Origin of the sequence: Serratia sp. OS31 (genome assembly GCF_014164835.1) — a bacterium.
Taxonomy (GTDB): domain Bacteria; phylum Pseudomonadota; class Gammaproteobacteria; order Enterobacterales; family Enterobacteriaceae; genus Serratia; species Serratia liquefaciens_A.
This window is the reverse complement of sequence record NZ_JACJFQ010000018.1, coordinates 38274-64331: the sequence shown is the minus strand read 5'-3', so window position 1 is coordinate 64331 and position 26058 is coordinate 38274. Positions and strand designations below refer to the sequence as shown.

Annotated in this window: 15 protein-coding genes; 6 read left to right on the top strand and 9 right to left on the bottom strand. The window is 58.4% G+C overall.

Features of this window, described 5'->3' with window-relative positions:
- Positions 1 to 516 precede the first annotated feature (516 nt).
- From nrdA to yfaE, 3 genes are all read left to right on the top strand, one after another.
- Positions 517 to 2805 (top strand): class 1a ribonucleoside-diphosphate reductase subunit alpha, encoded by a 2289-nt coding sequence (gene nrdA, locus H5P17_RS15860; RefSeq protein ID WP_044552595.1) that lies wholly within the window; start codon positions 517 to 519, stop codon positions 2803 to 2805.
- Between the two features lie 68 nt (positions 2806 to 2873).
- Positions 2874 to 4004: a class Ia ribonucleoside-diphosphate reductase subunit beta gene (gene nrdB / locus H5P17_RS15855; protein ID WP_020827814.1), complete on the top strand. Its 1131-nt coding sequence runs from the start codon at positions 2874 to 2876 to the stop codon at positions 4002 to 4004.
- Between the two features lie 3 nt (positions 4005 to 4007).
- Positions 4008 to 4268, top strand: coding sequence for a class I ribonucleotide reductase maintenance protein YfaE (gene yfaE, locus H5P17_RS15850; protein WP_182823913.1), 261 nt, complete (start codon positions 4008 to 4010; stop codon positions 4266 to 4268).
- A gap of 62 nt (positions 4269 to 4330) precedes the next feature.
- Here the strand turns inward: yfaE and H5P17_RS15845 are convergent, their stop codons facing one another.
- Together H5P17_RS15845 and H5P17_RS15840 are read right to left on the bottom strand one after the other, a co-directional pair.
- Complete coding sequence (locus H5P17_RS15845; protein ID WP_182823911.1) at positions 4331 to 4483, bottom strand: Hok/Gef family protein; 153 nt, start codon at positions 4481 to 4483, stop codon at positions 4331 to 4333.
- Positions 4484 to 4711: 228 nt separating this feature from the next.
- The gene (locus H5P17_RS15840; protein ID WP_182823909.1) at positions 4712 to 5908 is read right to left on the bottom strand and encodes a nicotinamide mononucleotide deamidase-related protein YfaY; all 1197 of its coding nucleotides are present in this window, start codon (positions 5906 to 5908) and stop codon (positions 4712 to 4714) included.
- 244 nt (positions 5909 to 6152) lie between these two features.
- Between H5P17_RS15840 and tyrP the strand changes: the two genes are divergently transcribed.
- A complete protein-coding gene (gene tyrP / locus H5P17_RS15835) occupies positions 6153 to 7361 on the top strand; it encodes a tyrosine transporter TyrP (RefSeq protein ID WP_041414776.1) in 1209 nt (402 codons plus the stop codon).
- Between the two features lie 50 nt (positions 7362 to 7411).
- Here tyrP and H5P17_RS15830 read toward each other — a convergent pair whose 3' ends face one another.
- The gene (locus H5P17_RS15830; protein WP_044552602.1) at positions 7412 to 7954 is read right to left on the bottom strand and encodes a YfaZ family outer membrane protein; all 543 of its coding nucleotides are present in this window, start codon (positions 7952 to 7954) and stop codon (positions 7412 to 7414) included.
- A 334-nt stretch (positions 7955 to 8288) separates the two neighbouring features.
- Between H5P17_RS15830 and katA the strand changes: the two genes are divergently transcribed.
- Positions 8289 to 9725, top strand: a complete 1437-nt coding sequence (katA, locus tag H5P17_RS15825; protein WP_044552604.1) for a catalase KatA — start codon at positions 8289 to 8291, stop codon at positions 9723 to 9725.
- 179 nt (positions 9726 to 9904) lie between these two features.
- On the opposite strand, the gene menE is transcribed toward katA, so the two are convergent.
- The 6 genes from menE to menF form a co-directional block, all read right to left on the bottom strand.
- Positions 9905 to 11290, bottom strand: a complete 1386-nt coding sequence (gene menE / locus H5P17_RS15820; RefSeq protein WP_182823907.1) for an o-succinylbenzoate--CoA ligase — start codon at positions 11288 to 11290, stop codon at positions 9905 to 9907.
- Complete coding sequence (menC, locus tag H5P17_RS15815) at positions 11278 to 12249, bottom strand: o-succinylbenzoate synthase (RefSeq protein ID WP_182823974.1); 972 nt, start codon at positions 12247 to 12249, stop codon at positions 11278 to 11280. Before menC ends, menE begins: the two co-directional genes overlap by 13 nt.
- 11 nt (positions 12250 to 12260) lie before the next feature.
- Positions 12261 to 13118: a 1,4-dihydroxy-2-naphthoyl-CoA synthase gene (menB, locus tag H5P17_RS15810; RefSeq protein ID WP_020827822.1), complete on the bottom strand. Its 858-nt coding sequence runs from the start codon at positions 13116 to 13118 to the stop codon at positions 12261 to 12263.
- A gap of 11 nt (positions 13119 to 13129) precedes the next feature.
- Positions 13130 to 13897: a 2-succinyl-6-hydroxy-2,4-cyclohexadiene-1-carboxylate synthase gene (gene menH, locus H5P17_RS15805; protein WP_182823905.1), complete on the bottom strand. Its 768-nt coding sequence runs from the start codon at positions 13895 to 13897 to the stop codon at positions 13130 to 13132.
- Positions 13897 to 15570: a 2-succinyl-5-enolpyruvyl-6-hydroxy-3-cyclohexene-1-carboxylic-acid synthase gene (gene menD / locus H5P17_RS15800; protein WP_182823903.1), complete on the bottom strand. Its 1674-nt coding sequence runs from the start codon at positions 15568 to 15570 to the stop codon at positions 13897 to 13899. The genes menH and menD overlap by 1 nt, the downstream gene beginning before the upstream one ends.
- A gap of 252 nt (positions 15571 to 15822) precedes the next feature.
- Positions 15823 to 17115 carry an isochorismate synthase MenF gene (gene menF, locus H5P17_RS15795; RefSeq protein ID WP_182823901.1) on the bottom strand — a complete coding sequence of 431 codons (1293 nt, stop codon included), beginning with the start codon at positions 17113 to 17115 and terminating at the stop codon, positions 15823 to 15825.
- 287 nt (positions 17116 to 17402) lie between these two features.
- Here menF and H5P17_RS15790 point away from each other — a divergent pair, with 287 nt between their 5' ends.
- The gene (locus tag H5P17_RS15790; RefSeq protein WP_182823899.1) at positions 17403 to 26045 is read left to right on the top strand and encodes a GH36-type glycosyl hydrolase domain-containing protein; all 8643 of its coding nucleotides are present in this window, start codon (positions 17403 to 17405) and stop codon (positions 26043 to 26045) included.
- Positions 26046 to 26058: the final 13 nt, after the last annotated feature.

The window sequence follows — 26058 nt, the reverse complement described above, 5'->3', positions numbered from 1 at the left end:
CGCTCTCTTGCGAAGGCAAGGGCTGGAATCCGCAATCTCTTGCCTGGTATCTATCCTCCCCCATCTCACGAACGAGAAACCGTGGTTAACGGTAGCCCTCATTGTCGCCAGAATAGCTACGGGGAATCACGCTGACGGACATTGTGCAAAAGATTGCGCCAGCCCGGTTTTCTACCTGTTTATGAATTTTTAGAACTTTGATGGCTAACAATATGCCGTTTTTTTCTAACGTTTAATAAAGCGGCAAACGATCACGTTTTTCTGATTATAGGGAAAATCTTATCCCGCTTATTGACAAGCTTGTCGCGCCAGTCACAGCGCGCACTGCGAAAGACAAGTCACATTTCACCCCCAAGTTATCCACAAATTAGGCCACTTTTGTTCACTTGCAAACGCCCTGTTTTCTCACTATCTTGTTACCTCACCGACATACACCCCCTATATATAGTGTTTACATACTGAGCAGAGCTACTACACTTCTGCTTAGGGGCACCATACGGACAGGTAAAACACCACATGAACCAAAGTCTGCTTGTAACTAAACGCGATGGCCGTAAAGAGCGCATCAACTTAGACAAAATCCACCGTGTCATCGACTGGGCCGCGGAAGGGTTAAACAACGTCTCCGTTTCTCAAGTAGAGTTGCGTTCCCATATTCAGTTTTATGACGGCATCAAAACCGCTGATATTCATGAAACCATTATCAAAGCAGCAGCCGATCTGATCTCCCGCGACGCACCGGACTATCAGTATCTGGCCGCGCGCCTGGCCATCTTCCATCTGCGCAAAAAAGCTTACGGTCAGTTCGAGCCGCCAAAGCTGCTCGCTCACGTGACCCGCATGGTAGAAATGGGCAAGTACGATAAGCATCTGCTGGAAGACTACAGCACTGAAGAGTTCGAGCAGATGGACTCCTTTATCGATCACTGGCGTGATATGAACTTCTCCTACGCGGCCGTTAAACAGCTGGAAGGGAAGTATCTGGTGCAGAACCGCGTCAGCGGCGAGATCTACGAGAGCGCGCAGTTCTTGTATATTCTGGTGGCCGCGTGCCTGTTCTCCAACTACCCGCGTGAGACCCGTCTGGACTATATTAAACGTTTCTACGACGCGATCTCCACCTTCAAAATCTCACTGCCTACGCCAATCATGTCCGGCGTGCGCACCCCTACCCGCCAGTTCAGCTCGTGCGTGCTGATTGAGTGCGGCGACAGCCTGGATTCCATCAACGCCACTTCCAGCGCCATTGTGAAATACGTTTCGCAACGCGCCGGCATCGGTATCAACGCCGGTCGCATCCGTGCGCTGGGCAGCCCGATCCGCGGCGGTGAAGCCTTCCATACTGGCTGTATCCCGTTCTACAAACACTTCCAGACCGCGGTGAAGTCCTGTTCTCAGGGCGGCGTGCGTGGTGGTGCAGCGACGCTGTTCTACCCGATGTGGCATCTGGAAGTTGAAAGCCTGCTGGTACTGAAAAACAACCGTGGCGTTGAAGGCAACCGCGTGCGCCACATGGACTACGGCGTGCAGTTGAACCGCCTGATGTACCAGCGCCTGATCAAGGGCCAGGACATCACCCTGTTTAGCCCATCGGACGTTCCGGGTCTGTATGACGCGTTCTTCGCCGACCAGGACGAATTCGAACGTTTGTATACCCAGTACGAGCAAGACGACAGCATCCGCCAGAAGCGCGTAAAAGCGGTTGAACTGTTCTCGCTGATGATGCAGGAACGCGCCTCTACCGGCCGTATCTACATCCAGAACGTTGACCACTGCAACACCCACAGCCCGTTTGATCCGCAGATCGCACCGGTGCGCCAGTCCAACCTGTGCCTGGAAATCGCCCTGCCGACCAAACCGCTGGATGACGTCAACGACGAAAACGGCGAAATTGCCCTGTGTACGCTGTCCGCCTTTAACCTGGGCGCCATCGAAAGCCTGGACGATTTGGAAGAGCTGGCCACCCTGGCAGTGCGCGCATTGGATGCCCTGCTGGACTACCAGGACTACCCAATCAAAGCCGCACACCGTGGCGCCATGGGCCGTCGCACCCTGGGTATTGGCGTGATTAACTACGCTTACTACCTGGCGAAGAACGGCGTGCGTTATTCCGATGGCAGCGCCAACAACCTGACCCACAAGACATTCGAAGCTATCCAGTATTACCTGCTGAAGGCCTCGAACCGTCTGGCTCAGGAACAAGGGGCTTGCCCGTGGTTCAATGAAACCACCTATTCGCAGGGGATCCTGCCGATCGACACCTACAAGAAAGATCTGGATGTCATCTGCCAAGAGCCGCTGCACTACGACTGGGAAACCCTGCGTAAAGAGATCAAGGAAACCGGTCTGCGCAACTCAACCCTGTCGGCACTGATGCCTTCGGAAACCTCTTCGCAGATTTCCAACGCCACCAACGGTATTGAGCCACCACGTGGTCACATCAGCATCAAAGCGTCGAAAGACGGCATCCTGCGCCAGGTGGTGCCGGAGTACGAACGTCTGAAAAACGACTACGAGCTGCTGTGGGAAATGCCGAACAACGACGGCTACCTGCAACTGGTCGGTCTGATGCAGAAGTTTATCGACCAGTCGATCTCTGCCAACACCAACTATGACCCAACCCGCTTCCCGGGCGGCAAGGTGCCAATGAAGCAGCTGTTGAAAGACCTGCTCACCACCTACAAGTTTGGCGTCAAGACGCTGTACTATCAGAACACCCGCGACGGCGCGGAAGACGTCCAGGAAGATTTGTTGCCGGCCAAGGGCGGCGATGATGACTGCGAAAGCGGCGCCTGCAAGATCTAAAGTTTGAAACAGCGGGCCGGAACTCTTCCGGCCCCTTCATTTAGCCACGATACGATGGACTCAGGCTTATGGCTTACACCACATTTTCTCAGAATAAAAACAACCAGTTGCTGGAACCGATGTTCTTCGGCCAGTCGGTTAACGTTGCGCGCTTCGATCAGCAAAAACATGAAATTTTCGAAAAACTGATTGAGAAACAGCTGTCCTTCTTCTGGCGCCCGGAAGAAGTTGACGTTTCCCGCGATCGTATCGATTACCAGGCGTTGCCGGAGCATGAAAAACACATTTTCATCAGCAACCTGAAATACCAGACGCTGCTGGATTCGATCCAGGGCCGCAGCCCGAACGTGGCGCTGCTGCCGCTGATCTCGATCCCGGAACTGGAAACCTGGGTGGAAACCTGGTCATTCTCCGAGACCATTCACTCACGTTCTTACACCCACATCATCCGGAATATCGTTAACGATCCGGCATTGGTGTTTGACGATATCGTTACCAACGAAGAGATCCTCAAGCGCGCGAAAGACATTTCCGGCTACTACGACGATCTGATCGAGATGACCGGCTACTACCATCTGCTGGGTGAAGGCACGCATCAGGTCAACGGCAACACCGTAACCGTGAGCCTGCGCGCGCTGAAAAAGCAGCTGTATCTGTGCCTGATGAGCGTTAACGCGCTGGAAGCGATTCGCTTCTACGTCAGCTTCGCCTGTTCGTTTGCCTTCGCGGAACGCGAGCTGATGGAAGGCAACGCCAAAATCATCAAGCTGATTGCCCGTGACGAAGCGCTGCACCTGACCGGTACTCAGCACATGCTGAACCTGATGCGCTCCGGCGCCGATGACCCGGAAATGGCGGAAATCGCCGTTGAGTGTCAGCAGCAGTGCTACGATCTGTTCGTGCTGGCGGCAGAGCAGGAAAAAGAGTGGGCGGAATACCTGTTCCGTGACGGCTCGATGATCGGCCTGAACAAAGACATTCTGTGCCAGTATGTGGAATACATCACCAATATCCGCATGCAGGCCGTGGGCCTTGGCCTGCCGTTCGCCACCCGCTCTAACCCGATCCCATGGATTAACGCCTGGTTAGTCTCCGATAACGTGCAAGTTGCACCGCAGGAAGTGGAAGTCAGCTCCTACCTGGTAGGGCAGATCGACTCTGAAGTGCATGCCGACGACCTGAGCGACTTCGAACTCTAAGCGATGGCATCATCAATCGTGACGCTGCGTACCACAGGTGCGCAGCTTGCCTGCCCCAAAAGTGAAAATTGCCTGCTCGACGTGCTCGAATTGCACGACATCGAGGTAGAGTATCAGTGCCGTTCCGGCTACTGCGGCGCCTGTCGCCTGAAGCTGGTAAAAGGTGAAGTGACCTACCGCCAACAGCCATTGGCGTTTATCAACCAGGGTGAAATCCTGCCTTGCTGTTGCATGCCGCTGACGGATATCGAGTTGGAAATTTGAAAGGTTGGGTGCCTGAAACCCTGCCTGGAGACCAGAAGGCGGGGTTACCCCCGCCCTATGATTTACCGCTTCACATCACAAGCTAACCTGATCAGTATCGTGATACTTTCCTGATAGATTTTCAGCTCACACAGTGAGTCTCTTATCATCCAGATAAATACCAAAATCGTAATACATACAACGGCTAACGAGTGAAACACATGCTTTAACCGCATGCTTGCCTCCTTGCTGTGAAGGGGCTACCATACCGGTGTCTAGGCGGTATGTGCAGCCCCATTCTGATTGATAGTCAGTTTGGGGCTTTCATCTATCCGCCTTGCCACACAATGCTCAAGACGAACAGTCTCAAGCACCCGCAGCGATTGTAACAGCCTGAACCCAGCGCGATAATCCCTTATAATATTATGATTAATAAGGGATATATCACTGCCATCAAGCCTTCTCTATTCGATAATCTCCAACGTTTCCAGCCAGGCATTCCTGCCGCATACCGGCCCGCCGTTCAGCCATCGCCGCAGCATGTCTAGCGCCAGCATCGCCACCGACTCTTGCCGTAACCGCAGGCTGTGCCGCGCCGCCCGATAGCGTACCGTCTGTCCGATGCTGCCTTTCGGCGTATGCAACCCAATGCTCACCCGATCGCCGTTCATGGCGCTGACCGCCAATGCCAACTGCGCCCCGGTCAGTTCCGCCAACGAACGAGCGCGCGCCAACGTTGTTTCCAGCGTTTCCACGCAGTGCGACGGTAATAATTCGCCACCGGCCAACGGCGCCCCTTCGCTTTGCAGTTGCAGATTGATCAGCCCGGCGCTGAACTGTTCGCTCAGCGCCAGTTTCAGCCCTTGCTGATTTAACCGCTGTGTCAGCACTGCCGGCAGCCCAAGGGTCCCTTCAAACAGGGTGTTATCGCCCGCAACCTGACGAACTCGCTCCCACGCCTGCTCCATCGCCGCACGCTGGGCAACCGGGCCGGTCAGCTTCAGTTCAATGATCGGGCTGGAAGAACGATAACCCAGCATCACATCCGGCGGCAGCGGCATGCTGTCCAGCTCGGCGGCCAGATCGCTTTCCGAGGTGCCAAAAGTGGTCAGCCGCAGGCACAGCGGTGGCGCCGGCAAGGTAAAGCGCTGACGCAGGCGCGGCACAATTTGCTGTTCGACCATCACTTTGAATTCGGAAGGCACGCCAGGTGTGAAAAACATCATGCAGCGGTTCAGCTGCAAAGCAAAACCGCAGGCGGTGCCAACCGGGTTATCGAGCATCTCTGCGTTAGCGGGGATTTGCGCCTGCTTGCGGTTTGAGGCCGCCATCGGCCTGCCGCGTTCGGCAAAATAAGCTTCGATACGCGCCATCCATTCAGCATGCTCAACCAGCTCGACGCCGCAGGCGGTAGCGGCCGCCTGAGCACTGAGATCGTCACTGGTCGGCCCCAGACCGCCGTTAACGATCAGAACATCGGCGATATGACTGCGTTCCTGTAATGTTTCGATCAGAGAGGAGAGACTGTCCCCCACCGTTTCACGGCCGCTCATCGGCATGCCCTGCTGGAACAGATAGTCTGCCAGCCAGGCGGCGTTGGTATCTATAATTTGCCCGTGTAGCACCTCATCACCGGTGCTGAGCATCTCCACCCTTAACATTGATCTCTCCCACATTTTCCGATCTTTCCACTATAGAAGCCTGTAAATAAGTTTTCACTAGGCACCACCGGTTAATTTCAGCCAAAGGCACTTTTTTGCGGCATAGCGCAGCCCGCAATATCGTAAAGATAAGTTAACACACCCCGTAACGCCCGTTTGACACGAAATATTCCATCAACTATCCTGCCGCACTTAGAATCAGTTACCTATAATTTTCCAAAATCTTTGGTTGATAGAGAAAAACGTGAAAAATCGCACGCTTGGCAGTGTATTTATCGTAGCAGGAACCACCATCGGCGCCGGAATGCTGGCGATGCCGTTGGCAGCCGCCGGTGTAGGCTTCGGCGTCACCCTGGCTCTGTTGGTCGGACTGTGGCTGTTGATGTGTTATACCGCGCTGCTGCTGGTCGAAGTCTATCAACATGAACAGGCGGATACCGGCCTCGGTACCCTGGCAAAACGCTACCTTGGCGGCGGCGGCCAATGGCTGACCAGCTTCAGCATGATGTTTTTAATGTATGCCCTGACTGCCGCCTATATCAGCGGCGCCGGTGAATTGCTGGCGGCCAGCATCAGCCAGTGGACGTCGCAGGACTTCCCCACCACGCTCGGCGTATTGCTGTTTACTCTGGTGGCAGGCGGCGTAGTCTGCATCGGCACGCATTCGGTCGATCTGTTTAACCGTATTCTGTTCAGCGCCAAAGTGGTGTTTCTGATTGTCATGCTGGGCCTGATGCTGCCCAATATCCATCAGACCAACCTGATGACGCTTCCGCTGGAGCAAGGACTGGCGCTGTCGGCTATCCCGGTGATCTTCACGTCGTTCGGCTTTCACGGCAGCGTGCCAAGCATCGTGAACTACATGGGCGGCAACATCCGCAAGCTGCGTTGGGTGTTCATTATCGGCAGCGCCATTCCGCTGATAGCCTATATTTTCTGGCAGTTGGCCACGCTCGGCAGCATCAGCTCCACCACTTTCGTCGGTATTCTGGCACAGCAAGCCGGTCTGAACGGCCTGTTGCAGGCGGTACGCGACGTCGTGGCTTCCCCACATGTCGAACTGGCGGTGCATTTGTTTGCCGATCTGGCGTTGGCTACCTCATTCCTCGGGGTGGCGCTCGGGCTCTTTGATTTCCTTGCCGACTTGTTCAAGCGCCAGGATAACGTACGCGGCCGTCTGCAGACCGGTGCCATCACCTTCTTGCCGCCGCTGGCTTTCGCGTTGTTCTACCCGCGTGGTTTTGTACTGGCACTGGGCTTTGCCGCTATCGCGCTGGCAGTGCTGGCGTTGCTGCTGCCGTCAATGCTGGTGTGGAAAACGCGTCAACAGCACCAGGCCAAATACCGTGTCTGGGGTGGCACTCCAGCACTGGCGGTGGTGTTTGTCTGCGGGGTGACGGTGATTGCCATTCAGGTGGGTATCGCCAGCGGGATCCTGCCGGCCGTCGGCTAGTAGATTTTTCGATAAAACGAAGGGGCCAATTGGCCCCTTCGTTGTTTGTATCAGAAGCTCAGACCCACGCCGACATAAGGGCCATCGGCCAACGTATTGTCGCGACGCCCGTCCTTCCCCTGCATCTGAATATAGCGGTAACCCACATCTACGCTAAGCGGGCGGAAAACATTCCAGCGCAGGCCGCCGCTGGCCTCGCTGTATGCTTTCACGCCACTGGTCAGCGACTCAGGTGCGAAATAGCCTTCGCCATGCAGGCTGAAGGAACGGCTGATAGCCCAGTCCAGACCGCCGCCCAGCGCCAAAGCGCCACCGCTCTTACCGTCCTTCGGACTCAAATACAGCGCCTTGCCGCCCACCGTTGCGGTCAACGGACCCAGCGGCAGGCCGAAGTTCAGCCCCAGGCTGCCAACGTTGCCGTTATGATCGCTGCGGGCCCAGTTACCCGTTAACCCCAGGCCGGAGGTGCCGGTATCCTGGCCGAAGCCGAGATTGGTGTAATGCTTGCCGGCTTCACCCGACAGGCTGAGAGCGTTCGCCGCGCCGGTCATAAACAGCATGCTTGCCGCGCAGGCGACCAAAGTCTTTTTCATCGTCTATCCCTCTTGCTACTTCATCCATTAAGAATGATATGAATTAACCCGTAATAATACCGTCACGAGTCTATACCAAACCACAACCAGTCCTTAAGGGATAAAAGCGAAAAAATTCTTCTGTAATCAAAAGAATGTAAAGTTTTGCAAGTAAAAGCGTCCTCCCGGCCGGCAATAGCAACGATAACCCAGACCTATTTGCCGAGTCCGTTCAATAGGTCTACAACTAGTAGTGGCATTGATTAGGGTCAGGGTGAGAACGCCCTGGCGGATTATGATGAAAGCTTGAGTCGCCCGAGTCTTCACTCAATTGCAATACGATAAGGAGCAAGTGATGAGCAAGAAAGGACTGACCACCGCAGCCGGGGCCCCGGTTGTCGATAATAATAACGTGATCACCGCAGGTAAACGCGGCCCGATGCTGCTGCAGGACGTGTGGTTCCTGGAAAAGCTGGCTCACTTCGACCGTGAAGTGATCCCCGAGCGCCGCATGCACGCCAAAGGATCCGGCGCCTACGGCACTTTTACCGTCACCCACGATATTACCCAGTACACCCGCGCAAAAATCTTCTCTGAAATCGGCAAGCAAACTGACATGTTTATCCGCTTCTCCACCGTAGCCGGTGAGCGCGGGGCCGCCGACGCCGAACGCGACATTCGCGGTTTTGCGATGAAGTTCTATACCGAGGAAGGCAATTGGGACCTGGTGGGTAACGACACCCCGGTGTTCTACCTGCGCGACCCGCTGAAATTCCCCGATCTTAACCACGTGGTCAAACGCGATCCGCGTACCAATCTGCGCAACCCGACTTATAAATGGGATTTCTTCTCGCTGTCGCCGGAAAGCCTGCACCAGTTGACCATTGACTTCAGCGACCGCGGCATTCCGAGATCCTACCGCCATATGCACGGCTTCGGCAGCCACACCTTCAGCTTTATCAATGCCAACAACGAGCGCTTCTGGGTTAAATTCCACTTCCGCTGCCAACAAGGCATTGAAAACCTGATGGATGACGAAGCGGAGGCGATCATCGCCAAAGACCGTGAAAGCTCACAGCGCGATTTGTATGAAGCCATCGAACGCGGTGATTACCCGCGCTGGAAACTGCAGATTCAGATCATGCCGGAGCACGAAGCCTCGCAGACGCCATACAACCCCTTCGATCTGACCAAGGTATGGCCGCACGGCGACTACCCGCTGATCGACGTAGGCTTCTTCGAACTGCACCGCAACCCGGAAAACTACTTCGCGGAAGTGGAACAAGTGGCGTTGAACCCGGCCAACGTAGTGCCTGGGGTCAGCTTCTCACCGGATAAAATGCTGCAGGGCCGTCTGTTCTCTTACGGGGACGCACATCGCTACCGTCTGGGCGTTAACCATCATCAAATCCCGGTTAACGGTGCAAAATGCCCGTTCCACAACTACCACCGCGACGGCGCGATGCGCGTGGACGGCAACAGCGGTAACGGTGCCACCTACGAGCCAAACAGCTTTGGCCTGTTCCAGGAGCAACCGGACTTTAGAGAGCCACCGCTGAGCATTGAAGGCGCCGCCGACCACTGGAATCACCGTGAAGACGGGGATTACTTCAGCCAGCCGCGCGCGCTGTTCAACCTGTTGAGCGCCGAAGAACACCAGCGCATGTTCACCCGCATCGCCGGTGAACTGTCGCAGGTGCCGGAACAGATCCAGCGCCGTCAGGTCGATTTGTTCACCCAGGTACATCCGGACTATGGCGCCGGCGTAGCCAAAGCGCTGGGCCTGAAATAACCGTCGGCAGTCACTGAGGCCATTGACAAAGTGCTCTGTTGTTTAATGGTAGGGGCGCTGCATGCTGCGCTCAATAGTATAATCAATGGGTTAAATCGGGTCGAACATGTTCGACCCCTACCGGTTTAGCCGTTTCGCAGGTTTGTCAGCAGTCTGAGGCCGCCTTTGGGCGGCCTTTTTTATCGATGGGATAGCTGTTCAGCCACCCATTGCTGCAGTTGACGGCGGGAGATCTTGATCCCCCCGTTTTTCAACTCGGCGGGCATCGCCAACAAAGCAACCGGCCGTTGGAAATTCACCAGACGCTCCTGCGACCACGCCAGCAGCTCTTCCAGCGAAAGCGGTGCCCCACTGTCGATAACCGCCACCGGTCGCTGGCCAAACTCGGTGTCATCCACCGGCACCACCACCACCTGCAAGATCTGCGGGTGAGCCGCCAGCACGCGTTCGATATCCTCCGGCTGAATGCCTTCCCCACCGCTGAAAAACAGGTTATCCAACCGGCCAATGATCCGCAGTTCACCCTGTTCCATGACGCCGCGATCGCGGGTATGAAACCAGCCTTGATCATCGGCAAGTGGCTGCAGCTCACCGTGCTGCCAGTATCCCTGCGCCAAACTCTGCGCACGGATCCACACCTCTTCATTCACCAGCTTAACTTCCCGACCGGCCAGCGGCAGCCCAACGCCCGGTAAGCCGTCGGCACGCTTGGCGCATACCGTAGAAGCCAGTTCGGTCAGGCCGTAGCCACACCAACAGTGAATGCCTGCCGCTTCCGCCTGCTCGGTCAGCTCTGGCGGGATCATCGCGCCCCCGAGCAGCACTTTCTTCAACGTCAGCGCCGCCAGCGGCTGCGCCAACAAACGCCAAAGCTGTGTCGGCACCAGCGAGGCATGGGTACAGCCTGCCAATGCGTCAGCCAGAGGATGCATATCACGCACCACCAGTCCGGCCCCCGCCGCCAGCCAGCGCCAGACAATGCCCTGGCCGGAAACGTGAAACAGCGGTAAAGACAGTAGCCAGCGGTCTTGAGGTTGGAAGTCCATCAGCCGCAGTACGCCTTCGGCGCTGGCCAGATGCGCGGCATAGCTGTGCGCAGCGGCCTTTGGTCTGCCACTGGAGCCAGAGGTCAAGGTCAGCGTCGCCAGCCGTTGCGCATCCCAGCGCGGTGGATTCAGCCAGCGAGATTCGGTAGAGGGAGGGGTTAAAGGGATGATCGTGGCCGGTAGGTTCGGTAACAGGTCCGGACTGAAAGCAAAATCAATATCCAGATCGGGCAACAGCGTCGCCAACTGGGCCGCGGGCAGCGCCGGATTCAACGGCAGCAGCCGGGCACCGCACTGCAACAGCGCCAGATAAGCCAACAGCAACGGGTAGCTGTTCTTGCCGCATAACGCCACGCCACAGCCGGGCTCGACGCCCTGATGCTGAAAATCTGCCGCCAGCCTATCCACCTGACGGCGCAACACCAGCCAACTCACCGGCTGGTGCCCCACCGTCACCGCCGTCGCCTGTGGCCGTCGCTGCGCCCACTGCCGCCACGGCCAGTCTTTTAGCTGCGCCATAAACACTCCAGCGCTGATGTATCCAATAGCGGCAGTTCGCTGTCCGGCCAGGAGCGTAGCAGCTGCGCCTGCATCAGATCCAGCGTGTCCAGTCCAGGTACGGTATTCGGCGTCAGCCAGTGCGCAATGCGTGCCAGTTGCGTCAACCCCAGGCTCGATTCGATGCTGGAGCTGATCACCGCCGTTAACCCCGCTGCATGGGCCTGTTCCACCAGCGTACGGCAACGGGCCAGACTGCCGGTCAAGGTTGGCTTAATGACAATCGCCGCCACGCCCGGTTCGGCCTGTACCACAAAATCCGCCTCGCGCACGCTTTCGTCCCAGGCGATAGCAATGCCGGTCGCCAGCGCGAAATCCCGCGATTCATCACGGGTTTTGCAAGGCTCTTCAAGGAAAGCAATGCGTTCACGCAGCGCCGGTGCCACGTATTTAGCGAACCCGTCCGCCTTGGCACGAGTCCAACTGCGGTTGGCGTCCAGCCGCAGACGCAAATCGGGCAGGGCTTCCAGCAAGACGTTGACTATCATGCCGTCGCGCACCGCCTCATACAGCCCAACCTTCACCTTGGCAACTTTCTCTCCCGGCAGCGCGGTCAATACCGCGAACAGTTCGTCAGGATCGCCGGTACACAGCGGCGCTTTGCGGTAATCTGCCTGCAGCGGCAACCGCTGTTCCAATTCCGCCAACGCGCAGCTGGTGCCGAACGCTACCGAAGGCAACGGGCTGTCTGACGGCAAGGTCCCGCCTTGCCAGTCCTGTGCCCAGCTCAGCGCAGCCTGCTCGGCCTGCGCCAGCGTTTCCTGGCTGAACTCCGGCAGCGGTGCTATCTCACCCCAGCCCTCCTGCCCGCCCTGCTGCAGATGGATCAGCAAACCATCGCGGGTTTTCAGCCGCTGGTTGCGCAGCACCACGCCAGCCTCCATCGGCAGGCTGTAACGGTAAACGGCGGCGTTACGGATCGGAGCATTCATTACGGATTACGCTTGAATTTGCTGAAGTCCGGCTGGCGTTTTTCATTGAATGCGTTGCGCCCTTCCTGACCTTCGTCAGTCATGTAGAACAGCATGGTGGCGTTACCCGCCAGCTCCTGCAGACCGGCCTGACCGTCGCAGTCGGCATTCAGGGCCGCTTTCAGGCAGCGCAGCGCCATCGGGCTGTTTTGCAGCATTTCACGACACCAGCGTACGGTTTCTTTTTCCAGGCTCGCCAAGGGCACCACGGTGTTGACCAGGCCCATGTCCAGCGCGGCGGCAGCGTCATACTGACGGCACAGGAACCAGATCTCGCGCGCTTTCTTCTGGCCGACAATACGTGCCATGTAAGAAGCGCCCCAACCACCGTCGAACGACCCCACTTTAGGCCCGGTCTGGCCGAAGATGGCGTTATCCGCCGCGATGGTCAGGTCGCACATCATATGCAATACGTGACCGCCCCCGATCGAATAGCCGGCAACCATCGCCACCACGGGTTTCGGGCAGGTGCGGATCTGGCGCTGGAAGTCGAGCACGTTCAGATGGTGCACGCCGCTTTCATCCTGATAACCGCCGTAGTCGCCGCGCACTTTCTGATCGCCGCCGGAGCAGAAAGCTTTGTCGCCGGCGCCGGTGAGGATAATGGTGCCGATGCCATCGTCGTAGCGGGCATTGGACAGCGCTTCGATCATCTCTTTCACCGTGTGCGGCCGGAAGGCATTACGCACCTGCGGACGGTTAATGGTGATTTTAGCGATGCCGTCGCTGGACTTGTGGTAGAGGATATCTTCGAAATCACCGGAGCAATCCTGCCACTCGATGGCGGCGTACAGCTGTTCTTCATTCGGATAGAGCATGTTCTGTTCCTTTAACCAGGGTTAACGAGAAAAGTGCGCAGTTCGGCGACGAAATCCTGCGGATTGGCCAGGTGCGAGTTATGCCCGGCCTGCGGCACGATGCGTAACGGCAACCCGGCGTCACGCGCCAACTTCTGAAATTTGTGATCGTCGGCGCCGCACAACACCACCAGCGGTATCGCCAGCCGTTGCAATTGCGGCACCAGACAGGGCTGCTTGCCCAGCGAAGTGGCTTCCAGCATGTCCGCCACTGCCGCACCGGAATTGTCCTTGCGGGCACCGATCAACGCATCGCGGTGCACCGCGCTGAGATTGGCGAAGACCGGCTGCTGGTACCAGTCCGCCAGCACCTGCTCAATGGGTTCGCGACGGAAACGTTCCGCCCAGGCCGCATCATGCGTCAGACGTTGAGCACGCAGGGCCGGATCGGCCAGTCCGGGATTTCCGCCTTCAATAACCACCCCTTGCAGGCCAGTGGTATCGCCGAAGCAGGCGTGATACATGGCTATGCGCCCACCCAATGAATACCCCACCAGCCAATAGCGTTCGATACCGTGCATCTGCAAGGTGCTGCCGATCTGCGCGCTGATATCGTCAAAGCTGCTGCAGGCCACCGCAACGGAATCGCCGTGGCCAGGCAGGTCGATCGCCAGCGACGGCCACTCCGGGCAGCGGGAAGCGATCACCCGCCATTCATTGTTGTTGCCCAACAGGCCATGCAGCCAGACTAACCAGGGGCGATCGGCTTCACCCTGTTGCAAAACTTTTGTCGCCAGCATTATTGCTCCGCCATCTGTTGCACCAGATGCTGCAAGGTCTGTGCCCCCTCGCTCGGCGGCACCTGCAGCTCAATCAGCGTGGCACCGCCGTGGCGCCACCCCTGTTCCACCGCCTGCAGCAACTGTCCCCAGTTTTCCGGGCAGGCGTAAGCGAGTTGGAACATCGCCGCGGCATGACTGAACTCCACGTCCTGCGGCATGCAGTAGAAGCGCTGCCGGTCTTCTTCCGGCGTTGGCAGTAATGAGAAAATCTGGCCGCCATTATTATTGACCACGATCAGCACCGTTGGCGCAGAGCATTGACGCATCAGCGCCAACGCGTTCAGGTCGTACAGGGCGGAAAGATCCCCCACTACCGCCAGCGTTGGTTTGGCGGTGGCCCGCTGCACGCCTGCAGCGGTAGAGATCAGGCCGTCGATGCCACTGGCACCGCGGTTGCTGAACACCGGGTAACCCGCCGGCAATCGAGTCAAGGCATCAATCAGGCGCACGATCAGGCTGTTACCCAGGAACAGCTGGCCGTTTTCCGGTAGCAGCTCCGGCAGGCGGTGCGCCAGCTGCGCCTCGCCAAAGCGGTTGACCAAATGGCCCGAGACCGCGTCCAGCGCGTTGTCCGCCAGCTGCGCCAGCTCATCTGCCCAAGGGGTGCGAGGCTGGGCCGGATGCAGATCAAGCCACTGCGCCACGCTGGAACGAATGCGTCGCCCGCGGTGGTGCGCCGGATCGAGCCGCCCCGGTAAATCGTCGATCAACCAATACTCCTGCGGCTGGCACTGTTCCTGCCACTGCAGCAGGCGTTTACCGGTCAGGCTGCTGCCGAATTGCACCACCAGTTGCGCCTCCGCCAGCCGCTTTTGCGCCTGCGGTTGCGCCAGCCATAAATCGGCGCAGGGCAGCGGTTGCCCGGTCTGAGACAAAACGTCGCCAATCAGCGGCCAGCCGAGCATGTCGGCCCACTGCGCCAACTGCTCGCCCTCCTCCGCACTCATGCGGCCCGCCACCACCACGCCCCGCTTTTGCCGCCAGAAGAACCAGTCCGGCTGTTTGAGCACCTGGTGAGGATCCATTTCCCGCAGCCAGGGCTGGCTGCCTTGCCACCAGTCGCCAAGCGTCGCGGACCAATCCTCGTACTGCTGCTCATCACCACCGTAGAGCGGTTCGGCAAAGGGGCAGTTAATATGCAGGGCGCCGTGGTGCAAGCGCGCCATGGCGCTGTCGACGGTGGAAACCAGCCAACTGGCGGGAATGTCGGTCGTCGGGCGCGGTAAGTCGAGGCTCAAGGTTGGGTGGCTGGCATACAGGCTGTTTTGACGGATCGCCTGGTTGGCACCGCAGTTGATCAGTTCAGGCGGACGATCGGCAGTGAGGAATACCAGCCGTTCACCGGTCAGCCCGGCCTCGATCAAGGAAGGATAAAGGTTGGCGGCCGCGGTGCCGGAAGTGACGATCACCGCCACCGGCTCCCACGACGCCTTCGCCAGGCCAAGCGCCAAATGGCCCAGCCCGCGTTCATCAAAATGGGTATGGCAGATAAAAGACTTGTTGGCCGACGCAGCCAGCGTCAAAGGCGTAGAGCGCGATCCCGGAGCGATACAAACATGCCGCACTCCATGGCGAGCCAGCGCTTCCAACAGCAACGCCGCCCACCGGCGATTAAAAACACTTGTCGACATAGTTCGCTCACAAGTCGGTTAACAGAATCTGCCTCTGGCACCCGTCGCTCGACGGCATGCCAAAAATGATGTTCTGCATTATATGAGTAGTTATCTTTACGACTTTTGCGCCAGCGCAAAAACGCCGTACATCCCGGTGACTTTATGGTAGACAATCAATTGATTTAGAACAAAAAATAAACATAAAAATCACACGCAGTTTACACTCACCGCGCCGTTCCCTCAATAAATCCGTAACCCAAGCAGGGAAATTCAGGGTAAAGCATCTTGCTGCAACAATGTCAGTAACCCGGCGGCCTTGTTTTCAATCTCCTGCCACTCTTCGGCGGCGTCGGAACCGGCCACGATACCGGCACCGGCGTACAGCCGTAACCGGTCACCGTCTAACTGCGCGCAGCGTAGCGATACGCAAAACTCACTGCGGGAAGCGGACAAATAGCCAGCAGAACCGGCATACCAGCCGCGCGAGAAGGGTTCGTGCTGCAGGATAAATTCACGCGCTGCCTGACGCGGCAACCCGGCGACCGCCGCCGTGGGCTGTAACCGATGCAAGCAATCGGCATCGTCATCACGTGTCAGCCGGCCTTCAATACGGCGGCGCAGGTGCTGCACCTTACGCAAACGCACGACTTCCGGCGGCAGCACATCCACCGCATCAGCTCCCCCTTGCAGGCGCTGGCAGATGTCGTCCACCACCAGCAGGTTTTCACGCCGGTTCTTGCCATCCTGCAGCAACCATTGCGCCAGGGCCTGAGCCTGTTGGTGCTCGGGGTGATTGGCCACGGTGCCTGCCAGGGCTTCGGTCAGCAGATGATGCCCCTTGCGCAGATACAGTCTTTCCGGGCTGGAGCCGAGAAAGGCGGAGTCTGCATCAAATCGCAGCATAAAATGGTAGCATCGGTGATTCACTCTGCGGCTGGCGTCCATCATCGCCGGCGCAAACAGCGGGCCATCCAGCGTCAGTAGCGTACTGCGCGCCAACACCACCTTCTCCATCTGTTGCCGATCTATCGCCTTCAGCGCTTCGTGCAACATGGTTTCCCACCCGGCACGTTCCGGTTGATGCTGCACCTTGCTCACTTTCGCCTTTAATGGCGTCATAGGCCGTGCAGCCACGCTATTTTCCAGCCAGCACTCGGCGACGAGCGCATCGTCGCGTAGCGAGCTTTCAGAAAACAGATTCAGCATTAATTGTGTTTCACCCTCGCGGGTCAAAATTTCCAGGCGTGGCAAAAATAAATGCGCCGTGCCATCGAAGGCGTTCAGCCCCCACACACGCGCACCTTCATGCGCCTTGAGAAATGCCTGTGCTTGTTCCGGTTGGGTAAACAGGCGCAGAGCACCGCAGGCCGCGGCCTCTTCATGCCCGTCGCGATGATGCCAGTAAAACTGAGGGAATGTCGGCTGTGCCGCTAACCATGCCAGCAAGGGAGTGGTCAACGGCGCGGGAACGGGAAGTGCAAGCTGGCGGAAGCCGCCCGCCACGGGAAAATGTTGTTCAAACTGCCGGCGTAATAGCCGCAGCAATGCCGAAAGTTGTTCCACGGCCACCTCAATAACCAAACTTAATGTAGGGAATTATACGGTAAATCAAGGATCAACGGCGGAAAAATAGCGTCATAACGCTAACGGCAGGGCCCGCAAATTGTTTATTAAAATTAAACAATCAGCTCAAAAAGCGGCCAAGAATGCATTGTACGACTATACTGAGAAAGCATGTTCCTGCCTGCTGTGAACCCACGCCAGATCTTACTGGCGCTAAAAACAGGATGTTCACGCTCTCCCAGCGGTTTCACCGGCTGTCCTTTGGGTCAGATGTAAGGAGCTTTTGTGTGAAAGAAATACTAATCAATTGGTTAAAAAAACAACGTAAAAATTCGAAAATTAAATCATTGCCGCTGCGGCGTCAAAAAGACGCCCCTGACAACAGCGGCAGCGCCATTAAGGCAGAGCTGTTTTCTGTCGATCAGATGGAGCGCTACGGGCAACGCCTGGCGCGTTCCCACAAGCTGGCGACGCGTAAAACGCCCTACTACCTGCTGAAACGGCTGGACGATAACGAACGCACCCTGGCGGAAAGCTGCCACCAGCTCAGTAACGGCAAGAAAGCCAGCATGACTCCCGCCGGCGAATGGCTACTGGACAATTACTATCTGATTGAAGAACAAATCCGCGTCGTGCGCCACCACTTGCCGAAAACCTTCGGTCGCGGTCTGCCACAGCTGGCGCCGCCGCATAACTGCCCGCGGATCTATGACGTGGCTGCCGAAGCCATCGCGCACGGTGACGGCCACTGGGACGCCGAAAGCCTCACGCGGTATATCGCCGCCTACCAAAAAGAAGTCAATCTGACGCTTGGCGAACTCTGGGCGCTGCCCGGTATGCTGCGCCTGGCGCTGATCGAAAACCTGCGCCGCGTCAGCGTAGAAGTCGCGCAGGCCCAGCAGGAACGGAATCTGGCCGACAGCTGGGTGACGAAAATGCTGGAGTCGGCGGAAAACGATCCGGCCAACCTGATCGTGGTGATCGCCGATATGGCGCGATCCAATCCCCCACGCACCAGCGCCTTTGTCGCCGAGCTGGTCCGCCGCCTGCAGGGGCACGGTACCATGCTGGCGCTGCCGCTCACCTGGGTAGAGCAGCGGCTGGCGGAAGTCAACCTGACCTCGGATGAATTGATCCACCGTTTTAACCAGCAGTTGGCCGTCAGCCAACTGTCTGTCAGCAACAGTATTTCCGGCCTGCGCCAGCTTAGCGAAATGGATTGGGCAGAATTTGTCGAAACCATGAGCCAGGTAGAACAGACCCTGCGTGAAGATCCGGCGGGGGTTTATCCCTTGATGCATTTCACAACCCGAGACAACTATCGCCACGTGATCGAAATGCTGGCACGCCACTGTCCGCACAATGAAGTCCAGGTCGCTCAATACGTGCTTAATATGGCGCGCGTGGCGGCTGAAGACCCATCCAGCGATCCTCGCCGCAACCACATCGGCTATTACCTGATTGACGATGGTCGCCCTGAGTTGGAACAGCAATTAGAGGTAAAACTCGGACGCATTACCCAACTGCGCCATGCGCTCAGTCAGGCACCGCTGCTTTCCTGGCTCGGCAGCCTGAGCCTGATCACCACCGCCATCTGCGCGGAACTGCTGCGGCACGCTTACAGCACCGGCATCAGTTGGGGACTGGTGCTGCTGTTCTTCCCAATGGCTATCGTGGTCAGCCAGTTTGTGCTCAATCTGCTCAGCGAGGTCACCACCCGCAGCCGCACGCCACAGTCTCTGCCAAGGCTCGATTTCTCCTGCGGTATTCCCGCTGAATTCCGTACTCTGGTGGCGATCCCGACGTTAATCGACAGCAAAAACGGCATCGATACACTGATCAATGCGCTTGAGGTTTGTTACCTGGGCAACGCGATGAAACACCTGCACTTTGCCCTGCTCACCGACTTCAACGATGCACCCCAGCAACGGCATGCGGACGACGCCGCCTTGCTGGACTACGCCTGCCGGCAAATGGCAGCGTTGAACTCACGCTACCCTTGCGAGGGGCCCAGCCACTTTTTCCTGTTCCACCGCGACCGCGAATGGAACGAAAAACAGGGCGTTTGGATGGGGCTGGAGCGAAAACGCGGCAAACTGAATGCGCTGAATGACTGGCTGCGCAACCGCGGTAACGCCTTCTGCACGCAGATTGGCGATGGGCTGGAGGTGCTGAAAAACGTCAAATACGTCATTACGCTCGACAGCGATACCGTCCTGCCGCGCGAAAGCGCCCATCAGCTGATCGCCGCCATGGCGCACCCGCTCAATCAGCCTCAGTACGATGCACGCCAGCAACGGGTGGTGGAAGGCTATGCCATTTTGCAACCGCGCATGGCCGAAGAAATCCCCAGCTACGGCCAGGGCCGTTACGCCGCCCTGTGCAGCAGCACGCCGGGTAATGATCCCTATACGCTGATGGCTTCGGATATCTATCAGGACCTGTTTGGCGAAGGCTCGTTTATCGGCAAAGGCATTTACGACGTGGACGTGTTCTCCCACAGCCTGAAAGGCACCTGCCCGGCGAACCTGGTGCTGAGCCACGATTTGCTGGAGGGCTGCTACGCCCGTTCCGGCCTGCTGAGCGACGTGCTGCTGTACGAGCAATATCCCAGCAACTATCTGGTGGACGTCGCGCGTCGCACACGCTGGATCCGTGGTGACTGGCAACTGCTCAACTGGCTTCTGCCAAGGGTGAAAACCGAGGACGGCACCCGCACCGCCAATCCGCTGAGCACCCTGTCGCGCTGGAAGCTGTTCGATAACCTGCGCCGCAGCCTGGCTGCCCCCAGCCTGCTGCTGTTGCTGTTTTGCGGTTTTGTCTGGCTGCCGAACACCCGTTACTGGCTCGGGGTGTTCGCCCTTATCCTGCTGTTACCGACCCTGTTGGCGTTGGCGCAGGACATCTTGCGTAAACCGCCGCGCAGACCCTTCCTGCAACATCTGCTGTTGGCGTTGAACGGTTCGCTGCACCGCCTGGCGCAAATCGGACTGAGGCTGGCGACGCTGCCGCATGAGGCGCTGTACAGCCTGAAAGCGATCGCCGTGACCCTGTGGCGACTGTTGATTAGCAAACGCAACCTGCAAGAGTGGACCAGCTACGATCAATCCAAGTCTCGCCAGCAGGTCACGCTGGAAAACTTCTACCGCGCGATGTGGATCAACCCGCTAGCGGGCGTCGCATTGCTGCTGTTTAGCTTCCTGCATAACCCAATGGCGCTGTTTATCACCTTGCCGTTCGCCACTTTGTGGATCCTGTCGCCCTTCCTGCTGTATTACCTCAGCCGGGAACCGCAACGCAGCAAAACCGCAATCAATGATGAACAACGGCGCTTTCTGCGCCACACCAGCCGTCAAACCTGGGACTTCTTCAATACCTTCGTCAACCAGCAGGAAAACTGGCTGCCGCCGGATAACTACCAGGAAATACCGGAGCCGGTGGTGGCGCACCGTACCTCACCGACCAATATCGGGCTGTCGTTACTGGCTAACCTCACCGCCTATGACTTCGGCTATCTGACGCTCAGCGAAGCACTGCGGCGCATCGAGCTGACGCTCAATACCCTGGATCGCATGGAGCACTATCGCGGTCATCTGTACAACTGGTACGACACCCGCACCCTGGAGCCGCTGAACCCGCGTTATATCTCCAGCGTCGACAGCGGCAACCTGGCCGGCCACCTGCTGACGCTCAGCGCCGGCTTGCCGGCACTGGCCCACCAGCCGGCCATAGATCCGCTGCGGGTGCTGACCGGCCTCGGCGACAGCCTGCAACTGCTGGAGCAGCACTGGGGCGACGCCGCACCGAAAAATCTGTCGAAGCTGCGCAACCATTGGGAACAGGCCCATCACAGCCACCCGGCCGCCCTGCTGGCGGAACTGAACGCCATGCGCAACTACAGCAACGGGCTGCAGGAACCGGCGCTGAATCATGATGAGGAAACCAAACGCTGGGCCGGAGCCGTGCACCAGCAACTTAACGAACTCTGTGCCGAATGGGCGCAGTGGTTCGGCTGGCTGAGTGACGGCATGCCCGAACTGGAGCAGGTGCCCAGCCTGCACTGGCTGGCTAACCCGCCTGGCCAGTTGACGCTGTCGCCGGAACAGCAAAATCAGCTGAGCGCGGCGGGTGCCCTGGCGCAGGAACGTCTGACGCAGTTGCAAAGCCTGCAGCAGCGGCTGGAAAAAATGGCGCAAATGGATTTCAACTTCCTGTATGACGAGTCGACCCATTTGCTGAGCGTTGGCTTTAACTGCGATCAAAACAAGATGGACAGCAGTAAATACGATCTGCTGGCCTCCGAGATCCGTTTGACCAACTACGTCGCCATCGCCACCAACCAGGTGCCGCAGCGCAGTTGGTTTGCACTTGGCCGCCTGTTCACCGTGATCGACCATGAACCCGCGCTGATGTCGTGGAGTGGTTCGATGTTTGAGTACCTGATGCCGCAGCTGGTGATGCCCGCCTACCCTGACTCCCTGCTGGTGCAGATGTGCCATGCGGCGGTGGCGCGGCAAATTGCCTGGGGTAAGGAACGCGGCGTTCCCTGGGGCATTTCCGAATCCGGCTACTTCGGTTTCGACGCCGACCAAAACTATCAGTATCACGCCTTTGGCGTTCCGGGGCTGGGCCTGCGACGCGGGCTGGGTGACGATATGGTGGTGGCGCCTTACGCCACGGTAATGGCGCTGATTGTCGATCCGGACGCTGCCTGCAATAACCTGGTTACGTTGGAGAAAAATGGGGCCAAGGGCCGCTACGGTTTCTACGAAGCGCTGGATTACACCACCGCTCGCCTCAGCCGGGGTCAACTGTATGTGATCATCCGTTCCTATATGGCGCACCACCAGGGCATGAGCTTCCTTGCCCTGTCGCATCTGTTGCTGGATGCGCCGATGGTGGCACGCTTCGCTGAGTATCCGGCGTTCCAGTCGACGCGTTTGCTGCTGCAGGAACGGGTGCCGGATGCGGTCGAGCTGTACAGCACCCGCCGCCATTTCGAAACCCACGAGGGTACCATCACCCCGGCCAGCTTCGCCGCACGCGAATTCAGCCGGGTGGACTCCCCGATCCCCGAAGTGCAGTTGCTGTCCAATGCCAACTATCACCTGATGCTCACTCAGGCCGGCGGCAGCTACAGCCGCTGGCAGAACCTGGCCCTGACCCGCTGGCGCGAAGATGCCACCTGCGATAACTGGGGCGCTTTCTGTTACCTGCGCGACCCGCAAACCGGTGAAGTCTGGAGCAATACCTGGCAACCGATTGGCGGCGCCGCCAAGGGGTACAGCGCCGTGTTCAACGACGCCGGGGCCGAGTTCCAGCGTCAGCAGGGATCGCTGTCAGTGAAAACGCAGGTGGTGGTATCGCCGGAAGATGATATTGAGCTGCGCCGCGTGACGCTGGTCAACCGCAGCAAGCAACCGCGCACCATCGAAATCACCAGCTATGCAGAAGTGGTGCTGGCACCGGCCGGCAATGACCTGGCCCACCCGGCGTTCAGCAACCTGTTCGTACAAACCGAACTGTTGCCGGATCAGGACGCCATTTTGTGCCACCGCCGCCCGCGCGAACCGAAAGAAAAATGCCCGTGGTTACTGCACATGATGACGGTGCAAGGCCGCACCAGCCAGACGTCGTTCGAAACCGACCGCGCCAAGTTTATCGGCCGCGGCCGCACCCCGGCCAATCCGCAGGCGCTGTATCAAAATGCCCCATTGAGCAACAGCGCCGGACCGGTCATTGATCCGATCATCGCTATCCGTCAGCGCGTGGTGCTGGAACCAAATGTACCGCTCACACTGGATATCTTCTATGGCGTCAGTGAAGACCGCGCCAGCGGCCTGGCCATGCTGGAAAAATACCGCGATCGCCATTTGGCTGACCGCGTGTTTGAACTGGCCTGGTCGCACAGCCAGGTGGTGCTGCGTCAGTTGAACGCCAATGAGGATGACGCCAACCTGTTCAATCGTCTGGCCAGCGCGGTGGTCTTCCCGGCGCAGGAAATGCGCGCCGCCAGCAGCGAAATCATTAACAACCGCCGCGGTCAGTCAGGGCTGTGGGGGTATTCAATCTCCGGCGATCTGCCGATTGTGCTGCTGACCGTGACCGACGGCGAAAACATCGAGCTGGTTCGGCAACTGATCCAGGCGCACAACTACTGGCGTCTGAAAGGGTTGCAGGTGGATCTGGTGATCCTCAACGAGGATATTGGCGGCTACCGTCAGGATCTGCAGAACCAGATCATGGGCCTGATCGCCGCCGGCATGGAGTCGACCCAAACCGATAAGCCAGGCGGCATCTTCGTACGCACCAGCGAACATATGTCACCGGAAGATCATCGTCTGCTGCTCAGCGTCGCGCGTATTTACCTCGACGATCGACGCGGCGGTTTAACCGAGCAGCTCAACCAGCGCCTGCAGTTGCCGCAGATCCTGCAGCAACCGCTGTCGCCGGTGACCGCCTCGTCGAAACTGGCGACTGTGGATAATTTGCCGCGCAACCTGCATTCGCCGCAGTTGCCCGACATTGCCGCGCTGCAGTTCTATAACGGCCTCGGCGGCTTCTCGGAGAATGGCCGCGAATATGTGATTGCGATGAACGAAAGCAAGATCACCCCGGCGCCCTGGTCGAACGTGATGGCCAACCCGATGTTCGGCTCGGTGGTTTCGGAAAGCGGCCAGGCCTACACCTGGTACGAAAACGCCCACGAATACCGTCTGACCCCTTGGGACAACGATCCCATTTGTGACCGCAGCGGCGAAGCTTTCTATCTGCGCGACGAAGAGAGCGGCCATTTCTGGTCGCCGACACCGCTGCCCGCACGGGGCCGCGGCCATTACCTGACCCGTCATGGTTTCGGCTACAGCGTTTTCGATCACCGCGAAAGCGGTATCGACAGCCAGTTCACCCTGCTGGTGGCCAAAGATGCCCCGGTAAAACTGTTCCTGCTGACGCTGACCAACACCTCAGGACGCACGCGCAAGCTCTCGGCTACCGGTTATGTGGAGTTTATCCTCGGCGATTTGCGGCAAAAGTCGGCCATGCATATCGTCACCCAGGCGGCTACGTCTGAAAACGGCTGCGGTATCCTGGCAACCAATCATTACGGTGGCAACGGATCGGATCGCACCGCGTTCTTCGGCGTCTCGGGGGCGCATTGTTCACTCACTGGCGATCGGCGCGAATTTATCGGTCGTAACGGTTCACTGGCCAATCCTGCGGTGCTAAAACTGCGGCGCCTGTCTGACAAAGTTGGCGCCGGTATGGATCCGTGCGGTGCGGTGCAGTCGGCCATCAGCCTGATCGACGGCGATCAGCGCAGCTTTGTGTTCGTCCTCGGGTTGGGGCAAAACGCCGAAGAAGCCGAAGCGCTGCTGCACAAATACCTCCAGGAGGAGAACCTGCAGGATGAGTTGCAACAGGTGGCTGCGCACTGGGACGCTATTCTCAACAAAGTGCAGATAGGGACGCCGCAACCGGCCGTTGATTTGCTGGCCAACGGCTGGCTGCTGTACCAGACCCTGGCCTGCCGTATTCAGGCGCGCAGCGGTTACTACCAATCCGGCGGTGCCTTTGGCTTCCGCGATCAGCTGCAGGATACCCTGGCGCTGACTCACGCCGCCCCGGAACGGCTGCGGGAACAGATCCTGCTGTGCGCTTCGCGCCAGTTTGTCGAAGGCGACGTGCAGCACTGGTGGCATCCGCCGCAGGGCAATGGCGTGCGCACCCGCTGTTCGGATGACTATTTGTGGTTGCCGCTGGCCATTTGCCACTATCTGGACGCCACCGACGATCTGAGCATCCTGGATGAACAGGTGGGCTATCTGGAGGCGCGCAAGCTGGCCCCCGGCGAGGAGTCTTCCTATGAACAACCGGCGCAGAGCGCCACGCAAGAAACCTTGTACCAGCACGGCGTCCGGGCGTTAAAACACGGATTGAACTTCGGCGAACACGGCCTGCCGCTGATGGGGGCCGGTGACTGGAACGACGGCATGAACATGGTGGGTCTGGAGGGCCGTGGCGAGAGCGTCTGGCTTGGCTTCTTCCTGTTCCATATCCTGCAGCGTTACGGCAAGCTGGCAACCGCGCGTCATGACGACGAACTGGCAACGCTGTGCCGCCAGCAGGCCGATATGCTGCGCAATAATCTGCGTGACCATGCCTGGGACGGCGAATGGTACCGCCGGGGCTATTTCGACAGCGGGGAACCGCTGGGCTCTCATCAGTCGGCGGAGTGCCGTATCGACGCCATCGCCCAAAGTTGGTCAGTGCTGTCCGGTGCCGGTGATGAGCCGCGCAGCCTGCAGGCGATGCAGTCGTTGGATAAACACCTGGTCGACACCCAGGCCGGCTTGATCAAGCTGCTGACGCCGCCTTTCGACGGCAACGGCCCCAACCCGGGCTATATCCGCGGCTACCTGCCCGGTGTGCGGGAAAATGGCGGGCAATATACCCATGGCGCGGTGTGGGCAGTGATGGCCTTCGCCGAAATGGGCAATATCGAACGCGCCTGGGAACTGATGGCGCTGATCAACCCGATCAACCACAGCCTGGACAGCACCGCCGCCGAACGCTACAAGGTCGAACCTTATGTGGTTACCGCCGATATTTACGCGGTGGCGCCGCACGTCGGTCGCGGCGGCTGGAGCTGGTATACCGGCTCTGCCGGTTGGATGTATCGGCTGATCCTCGAGTCACTGCTGGGTCTGAAACGCCATGGCGATCGGCTGAGCGTCAACACCCGCCTGCCGGCGGATTGGCCACAGGTGACGCTTAACTACCGGGAGGGTAGCAGCGAATATCGGTTGGTTGTTCGTCAGGGGCAAGGCGCGGCACAGGTTAGCGTCGACGGTGAAAAACAGTCGGAGGCCGTGATAGCGCTGATAGACGATGGCAAAATCCATCAGGTGGAAGTGACATTAGGGCAGTAAATATCGGGGCGCG